The organism is Kitasatospora sp. Ki12 (assembly GCF_054601375.1).
Map to the genome: position 1 here is coordinate 129,233 of NZ_BAAIHT010000003.1, position 20,250 is coordinate 149,482.

The following is a 20,250-nucleotide window of genomic DNA, read 5'->3' on the forward strand; positions in this document are numbered from 1 at the left end:
TGGTCTTCCTGCTGTGGTGGGCCTGGCGGCGGAGCGGCGTGCGGGCGGGCTGTGCGGTGTGCGGGCGGCCTGTGCGGTGTACGGGGGTACAGCGGATCCCCGGCCCGGGTGGCGGCCCGGGCCGGGGACGTTCGGGGAGGTGCGGGGAGGTGCGGGGCTCAGCGGCGGGTGAACAGGAAGCCGAGCTTGTCGACCCCGTCGCCGGAGCGACCGTGGAACCCGGCGAGCTGCCAGCCGGCGGGCGCGGTGCGGGTCACGCAGTCGGCGGTGGTGGTTCCGCCGGCCAGGGAGCGGCCCAGGTTGGTGCTGAACGAGGCGTAGAAGATCCGGGTGTGTCCGTTGTACGAGCCCTGGCAGAGGGTGGCCGCGTTCACGTACTCGCCGCTGCCCAGGGTGAGCGAGGAGGCGGTGCCGCCGGTGCCGCCGTGGGTGAGGGCGGTGCCGTCGGCGAGGGTCAGTCCGACCTGGTCGAGCCGGGTGCCGGCCCGGAGGCTGACCGCGGTGGCCCGGGCGCCGGCCGGGACGCGGTCGATGTCGTCGTAGAAGTCGCCGTGCGGGCCGCCGAACTGCTCACTCGCCAGGTAGGCCTCGTTCCGGCTCCAGGTGAAGCCCACGGCGACCGGGTCGTGGTCGGAGAGCATCTTGCCGGAGGCGTCCAGGAAGTCGGCGTGCTTGTTGGCGTACGAGGTCGCGGTCAGCGACACCAGCGCGCTGCTGCGGTAGAGGACCTTGTCGACGATCTCGCAGGTGTCGGTGGGCGCGTTCTGGTCGCACAGCAGCGGGTCGGCGCCGCGGGCCGGCGCCACGCCGCCGCGCTCCAGCTGCACCCACGCGTCGGTCAGCCGGTTGTCGGCGGCGAAGGCGGCGATGGTGTCGTCGGCGCGGGTGTAGCGCGTGTTGGTGTCGCCCATCACGACGACGGCGTTCCCCGCCGAGTGGGTGCGGATGTAGCCGGTGAGCTGCGCCAGGTTGGCGGCGCGGGCGGCCTCGTCGCCGGGCTCCGTGCCCGCGTTCGCGTGGAGGTTGTAGAAGTCCACGTACACGCCCTCGGCCAGCCGGGTCCGCATGAAGGTGAACCCCTTGGGGGTGAGGCAGTCACCGGAGTCCAGCTGGCAGTCCTTCCACTTGACCCGCTCGAAGTCGTCGGTGTCGTAGGCGAGTCCGGACAGGGTGTTGAGGCCGCTGCCGATGCCCGCCCCGCCGCTGGTCGCCGTGCGGTTCGGGTGGGAGTCGGCGGCGTACAGCGCGGCGTGGTAGTTGAAGTCCTCCTGGACGTTCACGACGTCGTACGGCCCGAGCCGGCCGCCGATGGCGGTGGTGCTGCTCTGCCGCTCGGTCGAGGAGCTGTTCACCACCTGCGGGAGTCCCGCGACGTTGTACGTCAGCACGGAGAACGACCCGCCCCCGGCGGCGGCTTGCGCGCCTTGCGCGGCTTGCGCGGCCGGCGCGGTGATCAGGCCGCCCAGCGCGGCGGCCGCGCCGAGCGCGCCGCCGAGGACGGCGCGGACGAGGGGGTGGTGGAGGCGGGGCTTGGACATCGGTGCTCCGATCGGAGTACGACCACGGGGATCCGGTGCCCCGGAGCGTATCCGAGCGGACCATGAGCGCGTCAACACCGCCGACGGCCGCCCGCATAGCCTCTGACCTGCACTTTTACGAGGCCATGCCATGTTTCGCACAAAGGTTCTGTTAGCGTTAACAGACTGTTCTTTCCCGACGCCGCCTGACGCCGGGAAGGGACGGGGTGCCGGGTCCTCAGCCTCCGCACCGGCCCGGCGCCGTACCCTCCGACGGGTCGGCGCGGGTGCCGGGCGCCCGCCCCGGGCATAGCGTGGCCCACGGCGCCGCACCCACCGGCCGGTGCGCGCGGCCGCAACACCGGCTCCTTGGAGGTCAGTTCATGCGCGCGGTGACCTACGACTCGTACGCCCCCGACAACTCCCGGCTGCGGTACGGCGACGTGCCCGACCCGAAGGTCGGCCCCGGCCAGGTGCTGATCCAGGTCCGGGCGGCCTCCGTCAACCCGGTCGACTGGAAGGTCATGGCGGGCGGCCTGGACGGCATGATGGACACGGTCTTCCCCGCCGTCCCCGGCTGGGACGTGGCCGGCGTGGTCACCGCGGTCGGCCCCGACACCCCCGAGTTCGCCCCCGGGGACGAGGTGATGGCCTACGCCCGCAAGGACGTGGTGCAGGGCGGCACCTTCGCCGAGTACGTCTCGGTCGCCGCACCCGCGGTGGCGCGCAAACCCGCCGGGCTCGACTGGGCGCAGGCGGCCGGGCTGCCGCTGGCCGGACTCACCGCGCTGCGCAGCCTGGACCGGCTCGCGGTGGGCCCCGCCGACGTGCTGCTGGTGCACGGCGCCGCCGGCGGCGTGGGCAGCCTCGCCGTCCAGCTCGGCCGCGACCGCGGGGCCCGGGTGATCGGCACCGCCTCGGAGCGCAACCACGCGTACCTGCGCGAGCTGGGCGCCGAACCGGTGACGTACGGGGACGGCCTCGTCGAGCGGGTGCGCGCGCTGGCCCCCGACGGGGTGTCGGCCGTCGCGGACTTCGTCGGCGGCCAGCTGGAGACGACGCTGGCCGTGCTCGCCGACGGCGGGCGGCACATCTCGATCGCCGATCCGACCGTGGAGAAGCACGGCGGCCACTGGCTCTGGGTCCGCCCGGACGGCGCAAAGCTCGCCGAACTCGCGGCGGCCGTCGACCGCGGCGTCCTGACCGTCGAGGTCGCCGGCACCTTCCCGCTGGAGCGGACGGGTGAGGCCTTCGACGCCAGCCGCACCGGGCGCACCCGCGGAAAGCTGGTCGTCGTGCCCTGACCTCCCGCCGCCTCCCGCAGGCGGGAGCTCGAAGACCGGACCTAGGCTGGAGCCAGGTGCCGGAACCCCACCTCCGGCGTGCACGGCTGCCCGGACGGAGGCGCGCGTGGAGACGACTGGCGAGCGGGACGCACCCACAGCCGTTGTCGTGGTCGGCCCGGACGGCGTGGTGACCGGCTGGAGCGAGGGCGGACTGCGGTTGCTGGGCTGGCCGGCGGAGCAGACCGTCGGCCGCCCCGTGACCGACTTCCTGGTCGACCCCCCGCTCGGCTTCCCCGGCAGTGACGGCCCCGGAACCGACGGCCCCGGAAGTGACAGCCCAGGCGTCTCCCCCTCGGGCCTGGTCACCCTGCGCCACCGGAACGGCGCCCCGGTGGACGCCGTGGTGACGGTCCAGGCCCTGCGCGGCGCCGACGGCGGGGCCCTGGGCCGGGTGATGACCGTGCAGCGCTGGGACCGCCGGCCCGTGATCGCCGACCGGGCCTTCGAGCAGTGCCCCTTCGCCCTCGGCGTCTACGACCCCGACCTGCGGTTCCTCTGGGTCAACGACGCCGCGTGCCGGGTGATCGCGCACACCGAGGAGCAGATCCTCGGGGAGAAGTACCGCGAGCTCTTCCCCGAACTGCAGGGTGTCCCGTACACCGACAAGCTCTCCGAGGTGGCCAGGACGGGCGTGCCCGCGCGTCTCATCACGATCTTCCGTCCGCTGGGCAGCGACTACGCGAACGCCTGGGCCACCAGCATGTGGCCCGTCCGGGACGCCGAGGGCACGGTGCGCGCGGTCGCCAACTGGGGCTTCGACATGAGCGCCGAGTACTGGGCCCGCCAGCGCCTGCTCATCCTCAACGAGGCCACCCGGGGCATCGGCCGGACCCTGGACGTGATCAGCACCGCCCGGGAACTGGCCGAAACCCCGGTGCCGGGCTTCGCCGACCTCGTCACCGTCGACCTCTTCGACGAGGTGCTGCGCGGAGACGAACCGCCCTCGGCCACCGCCGTCACCGCCGGTGGGACCATCACGCTCGGCCGGGCCGCCCTGCACGGCGGGAGGCAGTACCCCGAGCCGCCCGCCGGATCCCCGGCCCCGGTCGGCTACGCCCCCGGTTCCGTCCCCGCCCGCTGCATGGCCGCCGGCACCTCCATGGTCCAGCTCGCCGCCGAGCCCAGCCAGGGCGGCGAATGGGCCTTCGGCCCCGGTCTCGCCGCCGACCCGGCGCACTGGCCGCCGGGCATGCCGATGATCGACGTGACCATCGCCGCCCAGGGGCTGACGGGCCGGATCACCGTGCCGCTGCTGGCGCGCGGCGCCGTGCTCGGCGTCGTGGCGTTCGCCCGCCGCGACCGGCCCGAGGCCTTCACGGCCGACGATCTGATCCTCGCCGAGGAGTTGGCCGCCAAGGCCGCCATCGCCATCGACAACGCCCGCCGGTACACCCGCGAGCACGCCCTCGCGCTGACCCTGCAACGTAGCCTGCTGCCCCAGCGGCTGCCGCACCACGGGGCGATCGACGTGGCCTCCGGCTATCTGCCCGCGGGAGCCGGCGCCGGCGTGGGCGGCGACTGGTTCGACGTCATCCCGCTGTCCGGCGCCCGGGTCGCCCTGGTCGTCGGCGATGTCGTCGGCCACGGCCTGCACGCCTCCGCCAGCATGGGCCGGCTCCGCACGGCGGTCCGCACCCTGGCCGACGTGGACCTGCCGCCGGACGAGCTGCTCACCCACCTGGACGACCTGGTCCTCCACCTTCCCGACGACCTCCACCCCGAACGCGGTGACGATCCGACCGGCGAGACCGGCGCCACCTGCCTGTACGCGGTGTACGACCCGGTGTCCCGCCGCTGCGCCATGGCGAGCGCGGGCCATCCGCTGCCGCTGGTCATCACCCCGGACGGCGCCGGCACCCCGATCGAAGCGCAGCCGGGGCCGCCGCTGGGCGTCGGCGGGCTGCCGTTCGAGGCGGTCGAGGTCGACCTGCCCGAGGGCAGTCTGCTCGCCCTCTACACCGACGGCCTGGTGGAGAGCCGTGAGCGCGGCGGCGAACGGGGGGCCGGCGACCTGCTCCGGCTGCTGAGCGAACCGGCCGCGTCGCTGGAGGCGCTCTGCGACACGACGATGAAGGCCATGCTGCCGGAGCACCGCACCGACGACGCGGCCCTGCTGCTCGCCCGCACCCGCGCGCTGGACCCCGACCACGTCGCCGACTGGGACATCGAGCCCGATTTCGAGCAGGTGGCGCACGCCAGGCGGCTGGCCGCCGAGCAGCTGGCCGTCTGGGGCCTGGAGGAGACGGCGTTCGTCACCGAACTGGTCGTCAGCGAACTCGTCACCAACGCCATCAAGTACGGCCAACCGCCCATCAGGCTGCGGCTGATCCGGAACGCCTCGCTGATCTGCGAGGTCTCCGACGGCAGTGACACCTCCCCGCACCTGCGCCGGGCGCGCACCTTCGACGAGGGCGGCCGGGGCCTGATGCTCGTCGCCCAGCTCACCCAGGGCTGGGGCACCCGGCACAGCACCAACGGCAAGACGATCTGGTGCGCCCAGACCATCGACGCGCCGTAGGGCGGTACGGGGACGGGACCGGGCAGGGCGGGGCAGGGCGGGGCAGAGTCATCGAAAGTTTCGGACAATCCATCGGCCTCCGGTGACCGCGGGACCGGTCCGAGGCCCCGTCAGCCGCTCCCGGGCGGGGCGGTGCTGCCGCGCTCGACCAGGCTGGTGGCCAGGTCCACCCGGAGCGTGCCGGGCCGCACCCCGCGGGCCAGGTCGATCGCCAGGCGGGCCGCGGTCTCGGCCATCTCGGTCAGCGGCTGGCGCACGGTGGTCAGCGGCGGGCCCACCCAGCGGGCCAGCGGCAGGTCGTCGAAGCCGACCACGCTGAGGTCCTCCGGCACGCGCAGCCCCCGTTCCCGGGCTGCCTCGTACAGGCCGAGCGCCTGCAGGTCGTTCCCGGCGAACACGGCGGTCGGCCGGTCCTGGAGCGCCAGCAGCTCCAGGCCGAGCCGGTGTCCCGACTCGTGGTGGAAGTCGCCCTCGCGGACCAGCTCGGGGTCGTACGGGATGCCCGCCATGTCGAGCGCCGCCCGGTAGCCGTCGGCCCGGGCCCGGCCGCACATCATCCGGGCGGGGCCGCCGATCAGGCCGATCCGGCGGTGGCCGAGGTCGAGCAGGTGCCGGGTGGCGGCGAGGCCGCCGTCCCAGTTGGTGGTGCCGACGGCGGGCACGTCCTGGCCGGGGTCCCCGGCCGGGTCCATCACCACGAACGGGATGCCCCGGCCGGCCAGCTGCTCCCGCTGGGAGCGGCTGAGGTCGGACAGCACCAGCACCACGCCGGTCGGCCGGCGGGCGAGCACCCCGTCGACCCAGGACTGGCCGGGGCTGAGCCGTCCGGCGGACTCGGAGAGCACAATGCTCAGCCCCTCCTCGCGCACCGCGTTCTCCACGCCCCGGATCACCTCCACCGCCCAGGCGCTCTCCAGCTCGTGGAAGACCAGCTCCAGCAGCGGGCTCGCCTGGCGGCCGCCCCCGCGCCGCCGGTAGCCGTGCCGGTGCAGCAGCTCCTCAACCTTCTCCCGGGTGGCCTGGGCGACGTCGGCCCGGCCGTTCAGGACTTTCGAAACCGTCGGCGCGGAGACCCCGGCCTCCTGCGCGATCTCGGCGAGCGTCGCCGCTCTGGTCACGGGTTCCTCCTGCGCTGCCCCTGCCGGGCGGACTCCGTCGTGGGTGGACGTACGGCAGGGATGCTAACCCGGGCGGGGGGTCGGGTCCGATCCTGCCGGAGGTCTTGACGGAGGGTCAGGACGGCCCTAGGTTTCCGACAACATTCGGAAACATACTCGAAACGTTCGACTCCCGCACGCCGCACCCCCACCCCGTAGCGGAGGAACCCCCCATGCGCCGATCGAACCGCCGGCTGTCCCTGCTCATAGCACCCGCCCTGACCGCCGCCCTGCTCGCGCTCCTCCCCGGGAGCGCCCACGCCGCCGACCTCACCGCCTCGGACAACGGCTTCTACGTCGACCCCGACTCCAGCGCGCAGCAGTGGGTGAACACCCACCGCGGCGACGGCCGCGCCCCCGCGATCCAGGCGTCGATCGCCAACGTGCCGACGGCGCGCTGGTTCGGCAACTGGAGCGGTGCCATCGGAACGGCGACCGGGGCCTACACCGGCGCGGCCGCCGCCACCGGCAAACGGCCGATCCTGGTGGCGTACAACATCCCCAACCGGGACATCTGCGCCGGCCAGTCCGGCGGCGGGGCGGGCAGCGCCGCCGACTACCGGACCTGGATCGCCGCCTTCGCCTCCGGCATCGGCAACCGGCCGGCCGTGGTCGTCCTCGAACCCGACTCGCTCGGCGACGAGAGCTGCATGTCCCAGGCTCAGATCTCCGAGCGAAACGGGCTGCTGAACGACGCCGTCGCGCAGTTCAAGGCCAAGGCCCCGAACACCTGGGTCTACCTGGACGCCGGCAACCCCGCCTGGCTGAGCGCCGACACCATGGCCCGGCACCTGGCCGCGGCGGGGGTGGCCGGTGCCCACGGCTTCTCCCTGAACGTGTCGAACTACGTCACCACCGGGGAGAACGTCGCCTACGGCAACGCGGTCAACGCGGCCCTGAGGTCGACGAAGGGCTTCACCAAGCCGTTCGTCGTCGACACCAGCCGCAACGGCAACGGCTCCAACGGCGCGTGGTGCAACCCGGCGGGGCGCAGGATCGGGACCGCCACGACGTGGGGCGGCGGCGCCGAGATGCTGCTGTGGATCAAGGTGCCCGGCGAGTCCGACGGCAACTGCGGCGTCGGCGCGGGATCCACCGCCGGACAGTTCCTGCCCGAGGTCGCCTACAAGATGGTCTACGGCTACTGACCGCGGACCGTTGAGGAGCGCCCCCGCCCCGGCCACCCCCGGGACGGGGGCGCTCGCCCGTGGCCGGCCACCAGGGGTGGAGGGTCGCGGAGCGGCCGGGCAGCCGTCTTCAGTCATCGGATGACTGATGGCGCGGCAGGCTCTGCGGGCCAACGGTCCGGCCGACAGTCTGGCCGACAGCGGGAAGCATCGGACCAAGAACATGGTCTTCGACGTCGCCTACCTCATCTGGTACCTCAGCCAGTACATGGTGCTGCGCCCCGGCGACGTCATCAACACCGGCACCCCGGCCGGCGTGGCCCTCGGCCTGCCCGGCACCCCTACCTCCGCGAGGGCGACACCGTCGAACTGTCCATCGACGGCCTCGGCACCCAGCGCCAGACGTTCACCAACGCGTGAAAGGCACCCCCTTGCCCGCAACCACTGCCCGGATCACCGCCCTCGACACCCCGTGGCGGACGACCCGGACGAGCAGTGGCACCGCGTCCTGGACGTCAACCTGATGGGCGTCGTGCGCACCACCCGGGCCGCCCTGCCCCACCTGCGCCGCTCCGCCCACGCCTCGGTGGTCAACCTCGGCTCCATCGTCATCACGACCGGCCTGCCCCAGCGCGGGTGAGGGAGGCGCGACGGCCGGCCGGGCCCCGAAGTCCGGAAGCCCCTGAGTCCGGAAGCCCTGAGCCCGGCCGAGCGGAGCCTCTATGCTGCGAAGATCAGATGACCAGAAGGGATGGGGCCGTGCCAGTCACCGACGAGGCGATCGAGAAGATCAAGGCCATGATCGTGAGCGGTGAGCTCCGCCCCGGTGCGCGGCTCCCGAAGGAGGCCGACCTCGCGGACCGGCTCGGTCTGTCCCGCAGCTCGCTGCGGGAGGCGGTCAAGGCCCTGTCGCTCATCCGGGTCCTCGACGTGCGCCAGGGCGACGGCACGTACGTGACCAGCCTGGAGCCCGAAGTCCTCATGGACGCGCTCGGTTTCGTCGTCGACTTCCACCAGGACGACACGGTCCTGGAGTTCCTGGAGGTCCGACGCATCCTGGAGCCCGCCGCCGCCGCAATGGCCGCCCGGCTCATGTCCGAGGAGGAGATCGCGGGCCTGGGCGAGGTGCTGGCGAGCCTGGACGAGGACGCGTCGCTGGAGGAACTCATCGCCAACGACATGGAGTTCCACCGCAGGATCGCGGCCGGGTCGGGCAACACCGTGCTCTGCTCGCTGATCGACGGCCTGTCCGGGCCCACCATGCGGGCCCGGATCTGGCGCGGGCTGACCGAGGAGGGAGCGGGGGCCGGCACCCGCCTCCAGCACCGCGCGATCTTCGACGCGATCGCCGGCCGTCGCCCTGAACTCGCCCACTCCTGGGCCACCGTGCACGTCGCCGGGGTCGAGCAGTGGCTCCGCGACACCCTCGGCGAGGCGGGATCGCCCCTCGGCTGACCGGGGCCGCGTGTGACGCCCCTCTCCGGGCGTCACACGCCGACGGCGCTCCCGCGGACCGTGCCGCGGCGGGCCGGGTCCACCGCTGCGATGTGGCGCCTCGCACCTGCCATCACTTGTCAGTACATGAACAAGTCGACAGGCGATACCTGCACCTGACTCGCGCAGTCCACCGACAGCGATCATTCCCGGACAGACGGAGCATCCATGTCACAATCCAACAGCCGGACAACTATGCCCACCGGGCCCGGTAGTTGCCGCCGAGGTCGATAGCGGGCCGCTCCCCCTCGTCCCTCTGCGCATCCCGAAGCCCGACCAGGGAATCCGGCAGCAGCCGGACAGCAGGCTCCAGCGGCTGCGCGACAACAAGCTGTCCATGTTCATCCACTGGGGCGTCCACTCCGTACCGGCTCAGGGTGAGTGGCACATGTTCGTGGCGAAGACCAAGCCGACCGCCTACCGGTCGCAGCACACCGGCACCTTCGCCGCCCGGTCGCAGTCCTTCGACCCCGCCGCCTGGGCCGCACCGGCCCGTGAACTGGGCGCCGGAGAAGTCGTTCTGACTACTCGTCACCACGACAGCTTCGCCCTGCGGCCCACCCGCCACCCCAACGCCTGGACCACCGCCGACGCCGCGTTCCCCGCCGGTACGGACTTCGTCGAACGCTACGCGGACGCCGTGCGCGCGACCGGACTGCGCGTCGGGTTCTACTACTCGCCGCTCGACTGACGCTCCCCCGGCAACTACGACGTGACCGGGGCGAACCCTCCGAGCCCCGCGCTCACCTCCGACTGCGTACTGCCCGGCAGCCCGTACCCGTGGAACTACGAGGGCACCGACGCGGACGGCTCCTTCTTCTGGGAGCCCGGCCGCTACCGCGATCCGGCCAACGACTGGCCGGTGGACGCCGCGTACGGCGAGAACGAGCCGGACACCGGCAAGCCGCTCGGGCTCACCGGCCTGATCCGCCGGCACCAGCCGGACGTGCCATCCAACCCGCGTTCGGGGTGGGTGGGCGACTACGACATCGACGAGGGGTTCGTGGTGCCGAGCGGGCCGATCCGCTTCGGCCGTCTGGTCCAGAAGGCGTTCAGCGTCTCCGCGACACCTGGGCGTACACCGGCGACCACGCCATGCCCTTCTCCTCGGCGATGGCCATGCTGGTCAGCTGCTTCGTCCGCGACACTGAAGGTCTACGACCGCCCCTTCCTGGACCCGTCCGTCCCCGCAGATTTTCACTAGTTAAGTGGTCCACAGTTCGGACGAATGAGTACTACTCATTTTGGCGTTGGTACTCAGCGAGTGGCCCGGAGGGTCGACGGAACGCGCATCGACCACCATCACCACGCATGCCACTACCTGGGCTTTCTGTTCTATCAGGGGTGCGTCCGGCTCGCCCGAGCCCGACGCACCCCTGTTTCACCGATGTTGCGCCAAAGAAAAATAGGGATGCCTATCGTCTTGACAGAGTTACTCTCGGACCTCGATAAATACCACTCATAAGGAGCAAGGGTTTTCAGGAGGGACACCACGCATGAAACCCCTACGCATCGGCGCACCGATGGTCAAGGCGCTCGCGGCGGCGACCGTCGTCTTCGCGGCCGCGCTGCCCGTACAGCCCGCCTACGCGGCCACCACGAACCTGTACGTCGACCCCGTCAACGGCAGTGACAGCAACTCGGGGACCAGTACCGCCGCGGCCTTCAAGACCATCCAGGCCGCCCAGGCCGCGGTCCGGGCCGTCAATGCGAACATGTCCGACGACATCGTCGTCAACCTGCGCGGAGGCACCTACCCCCTGACCGCGCCGATCACCTTCGGCACGAGTGACTCGGGCACGAACGGCCACACGGTCGTCTACCAGGCCTACAACGGTGAGACGCCCGTGGTCAGCGGCGGCAAGGCGATCACCGGCTGGACCGCGGCCGCCAACGGCGAGTACAAGGCGTCCGTCGGCTCCCTCAACTTCCGGCAGCTGTACGTCAACGGGGTCCGCGCCACCCGCGCCCGCTACCCCGACATCGGCACCGACTTCCAGCTGCAGGGCAGCGACAAGACCAACAAGCTCCTGAAGGTGCTCAGCTCGCAGGTCTCCAACTGGTCCAACCTCAACCAGGTCGAGATGATGCTGGAGACGCAGTGGGGTGAGAGCTTCCTGCGGCTGAAGTCGATCAGCACCGCGGGCGGCACCGCCAACATCTCGATCCAGGACCACGAGGCGGGCATCCTGTTCCAACGCCCGTGGCCGCAGCTCACCGACGGCTCCCCCCTGCACTTCGAGAACGCCCACGAGTTCCTCAACGAACCCGGCGAGTTCTACGTCGACACGGCCGCGCAGACCGTCTACTACAAGCCCCGCCCCGGCGAGTCCATGTCCACCGCCACTGTGCAGGCGCCGACGCTCGGAACGCTCTTCGACGTCAAGGGCAGCAACCTCGACAGCCCCGCCCACGACCTGCGCTTCTCCGGGATCACCTTCACCCGGACCACCTGGATGGAGCCGACCAACAACGGCTACCTCAACGGCCAGGGCGGCAACTACAACATCTCGGCCGACAACAGCAACAACCAGTTCGTCGGCCGTCCGCCGGCCGGGGTCCAGGCCGCGAACGCCGACCGCGTCTCGTTCACCGGCAACGTCTTCACGCAGCTGGGCGCCACCGCCCTCGACCTGTCCCACGGCGTCCACGACAGCACCGTGACCGGCAACTACGTCTCCGACATCGCCGGCAACGGCATCATGGTCGGCAAGTTCTCCGACCCGACGGTCGAGTACCACACCGTCTACAACCCGCCGACCACCCCGGCCGGTGAGGACGCCCGGGAGGTGGTCAAGAACGTCACCGTCAAGAACAACCTGATCACCCGGACCGGTCAGGACTACCTCGGAACCGCGGCCGTCAACGCGGGCTTTGTCAACAGCACCACCATCGACCACAACGACGTCTCCGACGCCCCGTGGGCCGGCATATCGCTCGGCTGGGGCTGGCAGTCGGCGGCCAACGCCGAGGGCAACAACAGCGTCAGCTACAACCGCATCGGCAACGTGATGAACCGGCTCTGCGACTCCGCCGGCATCTACCACCTCTCGAACGACCCGGGCACGGTCTTCAACGGCAACTACATCCACGACGTGGTGCGGTCCCCCGCCGCCTGCGGCTCGCCGGTGCACGGCATCTACCTGGACGAGGGGTCGAACAACATGACCGTCTCGAACAACGTACTGGCGCACACCGACGGATTCATCAACCAGAACCGCAACGGCACCAACGTCACGCTCACCAACAACACGACGTCCGGCGACGCGGTGATCAAGGCCTCCGGCCTCGAGTCCGGCTACCAGTGGATGACCCTGTGGCCCAACCTCGCCTGGAACAAGACCGCGACCGCCTCGTCGGTCTTCGGCACCGGCACCGAGCCCTCGAAGGCCGTCGACAACAACGGCGGGACCGGCTGGTCGCCGACCGGCAGTGACACCTCGGCCTGGTGGCAGGTCGACCTGGGCCAGTCCTACCAGCTCGGCCAGTTCGCGCTGACCACCCGCCAGGACCTCGACCAGTCCGAGACCCGCGGCAACTTCGAGGTCCGGGGCTCCAACGACCCGAACTTCGGCAGCTACACCGTCCTGGGACGCCAGACGAGCACCCTGCCGTTCGCCTCGACGCTCACCGGCGACATCGACGTCCGGCAGGCCTTCCGCTACGTGCGGGTCGCCAAGACCGACGGCGCGTACTTCTACATCACGGACTTCAGCGTGCAGCAGGCGGGCGGCGCGCTGGCGGCCTCGACCGGCGGCCCGAACACCAACCCGTCGACGTTCTACACCATCAAGAACGTCAACAGCGGGCAGGTCATGGACGTGTCCAACTTCTCCACCGCCGACGGCGCGAGCGTCACCCAGTGGCCCACCACCGGCGGCGCCAACCAGCAGTGGAACATCGTCCCGGTCAGCGGCCAGCTCTTCAAGATCGTGAACCGGAACAGCGGCAAGGCCCTCGACATGAACTTCTCCAGCCACTGGAGGGGGACCGCGGTCCAGCAGTACACCTACTCGGGCGGCAACAACCAGCTCTGGTACTTCGAGCCGACCAGCGGTGGCTACCTCATCCGCAACTTCGAGAGCCGGCAGGTCCTGGAGGTGGCCGGCGGATCGACGGCGAACGGCGCCACCATCGACCAGTCGATGGCCTTGAGCCAGTCCTCCCAGGCCTGGACCGTCCAGTGACAGGCTGACACCCCACTGACCGTGAGGCCGGAAAGCACTGCTCCAGCAATGCGATCCGGCCTCACCGTTTCCAGCAACGACTCACAGAAGAGGACACCCGCGTCATGCGAAAGTTCTGGGCTCTACCTCTGATCGCGCTCGTCACCGCCGCGCTCGGCGTGACGGCGACCGGCGCGGTCCCCGCCTCAGCCGCCTCCAGCACGCCCTTGCGGGTCATGCCGCTCGGCGACTCGATCACCTGGGGTCTGGGAAGCAGCACGGGCAACGGCTACCGGGGCCCGCTGTGGGACGGGCTCGCGGCGGACGGCCACCCGCTGGACTTCGTCGGCGCGGGGCGGAACGGCTCGATGTCCGACCCCGACAACGAGGGCCACTCCGGCTACCGCATCGACCAGATCGCCGCACTCGCCGACGCGTCGCTGACCCGCTACCGGCCCAACGTCGTGACGCTGGAGATAGGCACCAACGACTTCAACGGGAACTACCAGCCCACCACCGCCGGCACCCGGTTGAAGTCGCTGGTGGACCGGATCACCGCCGACGTCCCCGACGCGACCGTGCTGCTGGCCTCCCTGATCGTGTCCACCAGCAGCACGGTGGAGCAGTACCGGCCCGGCTACAACCAGGCCATCAGCCAGATCGTGAGCGACGCGCAGGCCGCCGGCAAGCACGTCGCGTTGGTCGACATGAGTGCACTGACCACGGCCGACCTGGCCGACACCCTGCACCCCAACGACTCGGGCTACCGGAAGATGGCCGACGCCTTCCGCCACGGCGTCCAGGCCGCGGACAGCGCCGGCTGGCTGAAGGCTCCCGCCCCCGCCCCCGCCAGCGTGCAGTCCGGAATCACCGGCAAGTGCCTGGACGTCAACGGCGCGAGCACCACGGACGGGACGGCCGTCCAGACCTGGGATTGCGGCGGCGGCGTCAACCAGCTGTGGTCCGCCTACACCGACGGCACCCTTCGTTCCTTGGGCAAGTGCCTCGACGCCGCGGGCTGGGGGACGGCTAACGGCACCAAGGTGCAGCTCTGGTCCTGCACCGGCGGTGCCAACCAGGTCTGGCAGCCCTACAACGGCGGCTACCGCAACCCCGCCTCCGGCCGCTGCCTGGACGTTCCGAACTCCTCCACCGCCGACGGGACACAGCTCGAGCTGTGGGACTGCAACGGCGGCTCGAACCAGAACTGGACCACGCTGACCGCCGGATGACGCCCGCTTCCGGGACCTGAACGCTTCCGGCGTCCCGAAACGCCGAGCGGCCCCCGCGCCGACCGTCCACTGTGGGCGGTGGGTTCGCAGGGGCCGCTGGGCTCGCCCGGGGCCGTCGTCAGGACGGTTCCGACGTCCCGGGACCGACGATGACGACGTCCAGGGTGCGGGGGCCGTGCACGCCCTCGACCCGGTTGAGTTCGATGTCGCTGGTGGCGGAGGGGCCGGAGATGAAGGTGAGCGGGCGGGTGGGGTCGAGGCGGGTGAGTGCCTCGGGGACGTCCTCCGCGATCTGCTCGGCGCGCACGACGCACAGGTGGTAGTCGGGGACGAGGGTGAGCGCCCGTCGGCCTTGGCCGGGGCCGGCGTCCAGGACGATGGTGCCGGTGACGGCGATGCCGACGGCGGCGAGGGTGAGGGTGCCGTCGAGGGCGTCCAGGCCGGGGACGTCCAGCGGCTCCGGGTGCCACTCCCAGGCGCCGGCCGGCAGGAGTTCGGCCGGGAAGCCGCGGGGCACGGCCAGGCGTGAGACGCCGCGCGCGGTGAGGGCGGCGGCGATGGTGTCGGGCAGTGCGGCGGGGTCGGTGCGGGTGACGGTGGCCCGGTAGTCGGCGACGCGCTCGGCGAAGAGCGCCACCCGGTCCTGTCCGGGCTCCAGGTGCGACCGGCGGTACGCCCGGGGTACCGGCACGTCGTCCGGGGTCTCCGCGGGCGGGACGTCGGCGAGGGCGGCCCGGATGCGGGCGAGGACGGCTTCGCGGCTGCTCATCGCTCCCCTTCCTTGTTCTTGCGCCACCAGGTGCGGAAGGACTCGGCGGGCGGTGCGGGGGTGTCGCGGCTGTCGGACCAGCCGTGCAGGGGGCCGGGCAGCCGGCCGATGCGCCCGTCCCGGGCGAGGGCCCGGCCGCCGAGCGAGGCTGCCTTCTGGGCGGCCGCGAGCAGGCGCGGGGAGTCCAGGACGGTGGCGGCGGCCTTCATGGCCAGGGCCTCCGCCGACCGTCCCTTGCTCTCGACGGCCTTGGCCCGCAGGTGTACCAGGAGCTTCGGGATGTCGATCTTCACGGGGCAGGCGTCGTAGCAGGCGCCGCAGAGGGTCGAGGCGAAGGGGAGGGAGGCCGCACTGCTCTTGATGTCACTGCCGACACCGACGAGTTGCGGGGTGAGGACGGCGCCGATCGGTCCGGGGTAGACGGAGCCGTAGGCGTGGCCGCCGGTGCGCTCGAAGACCGGGCAGACGTTGAGGCAGGCCGAGCAGCGGATGCAGGCGAGGGCCTGGCGGCCGGCGGTGTCGGCGAGGGTGTCGGTGCGGCCGTTGTCGAGGAGGACGAGGTGGAAGGCGGAGGGGCCGTCGCCCTCGGTGGTGCCGGTCCAGGTGGAGGTGTACGGGTTCATCCGCTCGCCGGTGGAGGACCGCGGCAGGAGCTGGAGGAAGACTTCCAGGTCCGTCCAGGTGGGGACGACCTTCTCGATGCCCATGACGGTGATCAGCGTCTCGGGCAGGGTCAGGCACATCCGGCCGTTGCCCTCGGACTCGACCACGACGACGGTGCCGCTGTCGGCGACGGCGAAGTTGGCGCCGGAGACGGCGACCTTGGCGGTGAGGAACTTCTGCCGCAGGTGCCGCCGGGCGGCTTCGGCGAGTTCCGCCGGGTCGTCGCCCAGCCCCTCGGGCGCCGGCTGGCCCCAGTGGCCCATCTCGGCGGCGAACAGGTCGCGGATCTCGCCGCGGTTCTTGTGGATGGCCGGGACCAGGATGTGCGAGGGCCGGTCGTCTCCCAGCTGGACGATCAGCTCGGCGAGGTCGGTCTCGTACGCGGTGATGCCGGCCTCGGCCAGGTGCTCGTTGAGGCCGATCTCCTGGGTGGCCATGGACTTGACCTTGACCACCTCCGACTCGCCGGTGGCGCGCACGAGTTCGGTGACGATCCGGTTGGCCTCGGCCGCGTCCGACGCCCAGTGCACGGTGCCGCCGGCCGCGGTCACCGACGCCTCCAACTCGACCAGGTAGCGGTCGAGATGACGGGCGGTGCGCTTCTTGACCGCCTCGGCGGCCGTGCGCAGCTCCTCCCAGTCGTCCAGCTCCGAGGCCACCGCGAGCCGCTTGTCCCGGATCGTGGAGGTCGCGCGCTTCAGATTGGCCCGCAGCTGGGTGTCCTTGAGCGCGCTGCGGGCGGCGTCGGGGAAGGAGGGCGAGCCCAGCCAGACGACGCCGCGGTCACGGTGACTGCTCATCGTGCGCCTCCGTCGGTGGCGGCCAGGATCTCGGCCAGATGCATGGTCCGCACCGTGGCGCCCTGCCGGGAGAGGCCTCCGCCGATGTGCATCAGGCAGGAGTTGTCGGCCGTGCAGAGCACCTCGGCGCCGCTGTCCAGGACGCCGCGCGCCTTGTCGGCGAGCATGGCGGCGGAGGTGTCGGCGTTCTTGACGGCGAAGGTGCCGCCGAAGCCGCAGCACGCGTCGGCAGCCGGGAGCTCGACCAGGTCGAGGTCCTTCACCGCCCGCAACAGGCGCTCCGGCCGGTCCCCCAACCGCAGTCCGCGCAGCGAGTGGCAGGTCGGGTGGTAGACGACCCGGTGCGGGAAGCGGGCACCGACGTCCGTGACACCGAGCACGTCGGTCAGGAACTCGGTGAACTCGTGCACCCGGGGCACCACCTCCGCCACCTCGGCCCGGAGCCTGGCGGTGCCGTGCTCCTCGGCCAGCACCGGATGGTTCTCGCGCACCATGCCGGCGCAGGACGCGGAGGGGGTGACCACCGCGTCGTACGCGCCGAAGACCCGGGCGAAGCGCTCCACCAGCGGAACGGCCTCGGGCCGGTAGCCGGTGTTGACGTGCATCTGCCCGCAGCAGGTCTGGTCCAGCGGGAACTCCACGGTGTGGCCGAGGCGTTCCAGGACGCTCACCACGGCCTTGCCGGTCCCGGGGAACATGGTGTCGTTGAAGCAGGTGATGAACAGCGCGATCCGCATCACTCCTCCTCGGCCGGGGTCGGGACGTCCGGCGGGAGCAGTGCGCGGTCCTTGAGTTCCGTCCAGAGCGCGTCCGGGACGTGGTGGCGCAGCATGGCGGCGGCGTCGCGGACCTCGGTGGCGTTGCGGGTGCCGACCAGGACGGAGGCGACGGCCGGGTGTCCGAACGGGAAGCGGAGCGCGGCGGCGCGCAGCGGCACGCCGTGGCGTTCGCAGATCTCCTTCAACTCCAGTGCCCGTACCAGGACTTCGTCGGGCGCGGCGGCGTAGTCGAAGGTGGCGCCGGGTTTCGGGTCGGCGAGCAGGCCGGAGTTGAAAACGCCGCCGACGACCACGCCGACGCCGTGTTCGGTGGCGAGGGGCAGCAGTTCGTCGAGTCCGCGCTGGTCGAGGAGGCTGTAGCGGCCGGCGAGCAGGACGGCGTCGATGTCCGTCTCGCGGACGAAGCGGGCGGGAAGCTCCGCCTGGTTCATGCCGACGCCGATCGCGCCGACCGTCCCTTCGGCGCGCAGGCGTTCCAGCTCGGGGTAGGCCTCGGTGAGGGCCTGGTGCGCGTGGTTGTCCGGGTCGTGCAGGTAGACGATGTCGATCCGGTCCAGGCCGAGCCGTTCCAGGCTCTCCTCGATCGACCGGCGCACACCCCCGGCGCTGAAGTCCCAGACCCGGCGGTGCGTCGCGGGGACCGCGAAACCGCCGTGGGCCAGGTCGTCCCCCTCGCTGGAGCCGGTGGGCTCCAGGAGCCGGCCGACCTTGGTGGAGAGCGTGTACTCCTCGCGGGGCATGCCGCGCAGCACGGTACCGAGCCGCCGCTCGGACAGGCCCAGACCGTAGTGCGGGGCGGTGTCGAAATACCGTACGCCCGACTCCCAGGCGGCGACGACGGCCGCCTCGGCCTCTGCGTCGGTCACCGGGGTGAACAGGTTGCCGATCCCCGCCGCACCGAACGCCAGCTCGCTGACCGGTACCTTGCCGCGGCCCAGTGGCCGGCGACGCGGGCTCATGGCTGGGGCTCCGGTCGCAGGCGCAGGTTGGCCATGCCGCCGTCGACCTGCAGGGTGATGCCGGTGGTGCTGCCGGCGGCCGGGGAGGCCAGGTAGGCGATGGCTGCGGCCACCTCTTCGACGGTCACCATCCGCCCGTGCGGCTGGCGGGCGTTCAGGGCGGCGCGTTCGGCGGCCGGGTCGTCGGCGGCGTCCAGGAGCCGGGCGACCCACGGGGTGTCGACGGTCCCGGGGCTGACGCAGTTGACCCGGATCCCCTCGCGGACGTGGTCGGCGGCCATCGACAGGCTCAGGGCCAGGACCGCGCCCTTGCTCGCCGCGTACAGCGCGCGCTGGGGCAGACCGGTCGTGATGACGATGGAGCCGAGGTTGACCACCGAGGCGTGGGCGGAGCGGCGCAGGTGGGGCAGGGCGGCCCGGGTGGTGCGCACGACGCCCATCAGGTTGACGTCCAGGACGCGGTGCCACTGCTCGTCCGGGTCGTCCGCCACGGTGCCGACCGCGCCGATGCCCGCGTTGTTGACCAGGATGTCGATCCCGCCGAGGACTCGGGCCGCCGCCCCGACGCTGGTACGGACCGAGGCGTCGTCGGACACGTCGGTGGCGAAGCCGAGCAGCGGCTCCGGCAGCGCCCCGGGATGGAGGTCGAGGACGGCCACCCGCGCACCGCGCTCGGCGAGCAGGGACGCGGTCGCCAGACCGATCCCGGACGCACCACCGGTGACCAGGGCCGACAGTCCGGCGAGGTCTGTCGTCGTCATGCCTGCGGCTCCTCTCGGCGGGTGACGCGGATGCCGTGGGTGTCGAGGGCGGTGATCCGGGCAGTGGTTGCGGGCAAGGGGGTGCCTTTCACGCGTTGGTGAACGTCTGGCGCTGGGTGCCGAGGCCGTCGATGGACAGTTCGACGGTGTCGCCCTCGCGGAGGTAGGGGGTGCCGGGCAGGCCGAGGGCCACGCCGGCCGGGGTGCCGGTGTTGATGACGTCGCCGGGGCGCAGCACCATGTACTGGCTGAGGTACCAGATGAGGTAGGCGACGTCGAAGACCATGTTCTTGGTGTGGCCGTCCTGGCGGGGCTCGCCGTTGACGGCCAGGCGCAGTCCCAGGTCCTGGGGGTCGCCGAGCTCGTCCGGGGTGACCAGCCAGGGGCCGAGCGGGTTGAAGCTCTCGCAGGACTTGCCGAGGTCCCATTGCGCGGAGAACTCCAGCTGGAACTCCCGCTCGGAGACGTCGTTGCTGATCGCGTACCCGGCGACGCACCGCGCCGCCTCGGCGGGGTCGGCGAGGTAGCGGGCCTCACGGCCGATGACGACCGCGAGTTCCACCTCCCAGTCCGTCTTCACCGAGCCGCGCGGGATCAGCACCCGGTCGAAGGGGCCGACCACCGTCGACGGGTCCTTCAGGAACACCACCGGCCGCTCCGGGACGGCCGCCCCGGTCTCCTCCGCGTGGTCGCGGTAGTTGAGGCCGACACACACCACCTTGCCCGGACGCGCCACCGGCGCCCCGACCCGCAGCCCGGCCGTCTCCACCACGGGCAGCGAACCCTCCGCCAACGCCGCCCGCACCCGCTCGATCCCACCCGAGGCCAGGAACGCCCCGTCGACATCACCGGTCAGCTCCGAAAGCGCGAACACCCGGCCGTCCTCAGCGAGGACCGCCGGGATCTCCTCGCCCGTCGCCCCGATCCGAAGCAGTTTCATGGTGACTCCCAACTAGACATCA

Annotated in this window: 16 protein-coding genes and 2 pseudogenes; 10 read left to right on the forward strand and 8 right to left on the reverse strand. The window is 71.8% G+C overall.

Annotated elements, in window-relative coordinates; all coding sequences use genetic code 11:
* Window positions 1-158 precede the first annotated feature (158 nt).
* Window positions 159-1,538 carry a jacalin-like lectin gene (locus tag ACYP53_RS31350; RefSeq protein ID WP_459649931.1) on the reverse strand — a complete coding sequence of 460 codons (1,380 nt, stop codon included), beginning with the start codon at window positions 1,536-1,538 and terminating at the stop codon, window positions 159-161.
* 362 nt (window positions 1,539-1,900) lie between these two features.
* Between ACYP53_RS31350 and ACYP53_RS31355 the strand changes: the two genes are divergently transcribed.
* Both ACYP53_RS31355 and ACYP53_RS31360 read left to right on the forward strand, forming a co-directional pair.
* Window positions 1,901-2,821: an NADP-dependent oxidoreductase gene (locus ACYP53_RS31355; protein ID WP_459649932.1), complete on the forward strand. Its 921-nt coding sequence runs from the start codon at window positions 1,901-1,903 to the stop codon at window positions 2,819-2,821.
* Between the two features lie 106 nt (window positions 2,822-2,927).
* A complete protein-coding gene (locus tag ACYP53_RS31360; protein ID WP_459649933.1) occupies window positions 2,928-5,381 on the forward strand; it encodes a SpoIIE family protein phosphatase in 2,454 nt (817 codons plus the stop codon).
* Between the two features lie 110 nt (window positions 5,382-5,491).
* On the opposite strand, the gene ACYP53_RS31365 is transcribed toward ACYP53_RS31360, so the two are convergent.
* Window positions 5,492-6,499 (reverse strand): LacI family DNA-binding transcriptional regulator, encoded by a 1,008-nt coding sequence (locus tag ACYP53_RS31365; RefSeq protein ID WP_459649934.1) that lies wholly within the window; start codon window positions 6,497-6,499, stop codon window positions 5,492-5,494.
* A gap of 212 nt (window positions 6,500-6,711) precedes the next feature.
* Between ACYP53_RS31365 and ACYP53_RS31370 the strand changes: the two genes are divergently transcribed.
* The 8 genes and pseudogenes from ACYP53_RS31370 (at window position 6,712) to ACYP53_RS31405 (ending at window position 14,557) form a co-directional block, all read left to right on the forward strand.
* Complete coding sequence (locus ACYP53_RS31370) at window positions 6,712-7,686, forward strand: glycoside hydrolase family 6 protein (protein WP_459649935.1); 975 nt, start codon at window positions 6,712-6,714, stop codon at window positions 7,684-7,686.
* A gap of 193 nt (window positions 7,687-7,879) precedes the next feature.
* Window positions 7,880-8,085: pseudogene (locus ACYP53_RS31375) on the forward strand (fumarylacetoacetate hydrolase family protein); the annotation flags it as partial.
* 52 nt (window positions 8,086-8,137) lie between these two features.
* A pseudogene (locus ACYP53_RS31380) lies at window positions 8,138-8,299 on the forward strand (SDR family NAD(P)-dependent oxidoreductase); the annotation flags it as partial.
* Window positions 8,300-8,424: 125 nt separating this feature from the next.
* The gene (locus tag ACYP53_RS31385) at window positions 8,425-9,120 is read left to right on the forward strand and encodes a FadR/GntR family transcriptional regulator (RefSeq protein ID WP_459649936.1); all 696 of its coding nucleotides are present in this window, start codon (window positions 8,425-8,427) and stop codon (window positions 9,118-9,120) included.
* A 355-nt stretch (window positions 9,121-9,475) separates the two neighbouring features.
* Window positions 9,476-9,850 carry an alpha-L-fucosidase gene (locus ACYP53_RS31390; protein WP_459650934.1) on the forward strand — a complete coding sequence of 125 codons (375 nt, stop codon included), beginning with the start codon at window positions 9,476-9,478 and terminating at the stop codon, window positions 9,848-9,850.
* 21 nt (window positions 9,851-9,871) lie between these two features.
* Complete coding sequence (locus tag ACYP53_RS31395; RefSeq protein WP_459649937.1) at window positions 9,872-10,363, forward strand: hypothetical protein; 492 nt, start codon at window positions 9,872-9,874, stop codon at window positions 10,361-10,363.
* A gap of 292 nt (window positions 10,364-10,655) precedes the next feature.
* Complete coding sequence (locus ACYP53_RS31400; RefSeq protein WP_459649938.1) at window positions 10,656-13,346, forward strand: RICIN domain-containing protein; 2,691 nt, start codon at window positions 10,656-10,658, stop codon at window positions 13,344-13,346.
* 104 nt (window positions 13,347-13,450) lie between these two features.
* Window positions 13,451-14,557, forward strand: coding sequence for a ricin-type beta-trefoil lectin domain protein (locus ACYP53_RS31405; RefSeq protein WP_459649939.1), 1,107 nt, complete (start codon window positions 13,451-13,453; stop codon window positions 14,555-14,557).
* A 118-nt stretch (window positions 14,558-14,675) separates the two neighbouring features.
* On the opposite strand, the gene ACYP53_RS31410 is transcribed toward ACYP53_RS31405, so the two are convergent.
* The 6 genes from ACYP53_RS31410 to ACYP53_RS31435 all read right to left on the reverse strand — a co-directional run bounded on the left by ACYP53_RS31410 (window position 14,676) and on the right by ACYP53_RS31435 (window position 20,228).
* The gene (locus tag ACYP53_RS31410) at window positions 14,676-15,326 is read right to left on the reverse strand and encodes a LutC/YkgG family protein (protein ID WP_459649940.1); all 651 of its coding nucleotides are present in this window, start codon (window positions 15,324-15,326) and stop codon (window positions 14,676-14,678) included.
* A complete protein-coding gene (locus ACYP53_RS31415; protein ID WP_459649941.1) occupies window positions 15,323-16,789 on the reverse strand; it encodes a lactate utilization protein B in 1,467 nt (488 codons plus the stop codon). The genes ACYP53_RS31410 and ACYP53_RS31415 overlap by 4 nt, the downstream gene beginning before the upstream one ends.
* Window positions 16,786-17,526: a (Fe-S)-binding protein gene (locus ACYP53_RS31420; RefSeq protein ID WP_459649942.1), complete on the reverse strand. Its 741-nt coding sequence runs from the start codon at window positions 17,524-17,526 to the stop codon at window positions 16,786-16,788. Before ACYP53_RS31420 ends, ACYP53_RS31415 begins: the two co-directional genes overlap by 4 nt.
* Window positions 17,526-18,527: an aldo/keto reductase gene (locus ACYP53_RS31425; RefSeq protein ID WP_459649943.1), complete on the reverse strand. Its 1,002-nt coding sequence runs from the start codon at window positions 18,525-18,527 to the stop codon at window positions 17,526-17,528. Before ACYP53_RS31425 ends, ACYP53_RS31420 begins: the two co-directional genes overlap by 1 nt.
* Complete coding sequence (locus tag ACYP53_RS31430) at window positions 18,524-19,288, reverse strand: SDR family NAD(P)-dependent oxidoreductase (RefSeq protein WP_459649944.1); 765 nt, start codon at window positions 19,286-19,288, stop codon at window positions 18,524-18,526. The genes ACYP53_RS31425 and ACYP53_RS31430 overlap by 4 nt, the downstream gene beginning before the upstream one ends.
* Window positions 19,289-19,376: 88 nt before the next feature.
* Complete coding sequence (locus ACYP53_RS31435) at window positions 19,377-20,228, reverse strand: fumarylacetoacetate hydrolase family protein (RefSeq protein ID WP_459649945.1); 852 nt, start codon at window positions 20,226-20,228, stop codon at window positions 19,377-19,379.
* Between the last annotated feature and the right edge of the window lie 22 nt (window positions 20,229-20,250).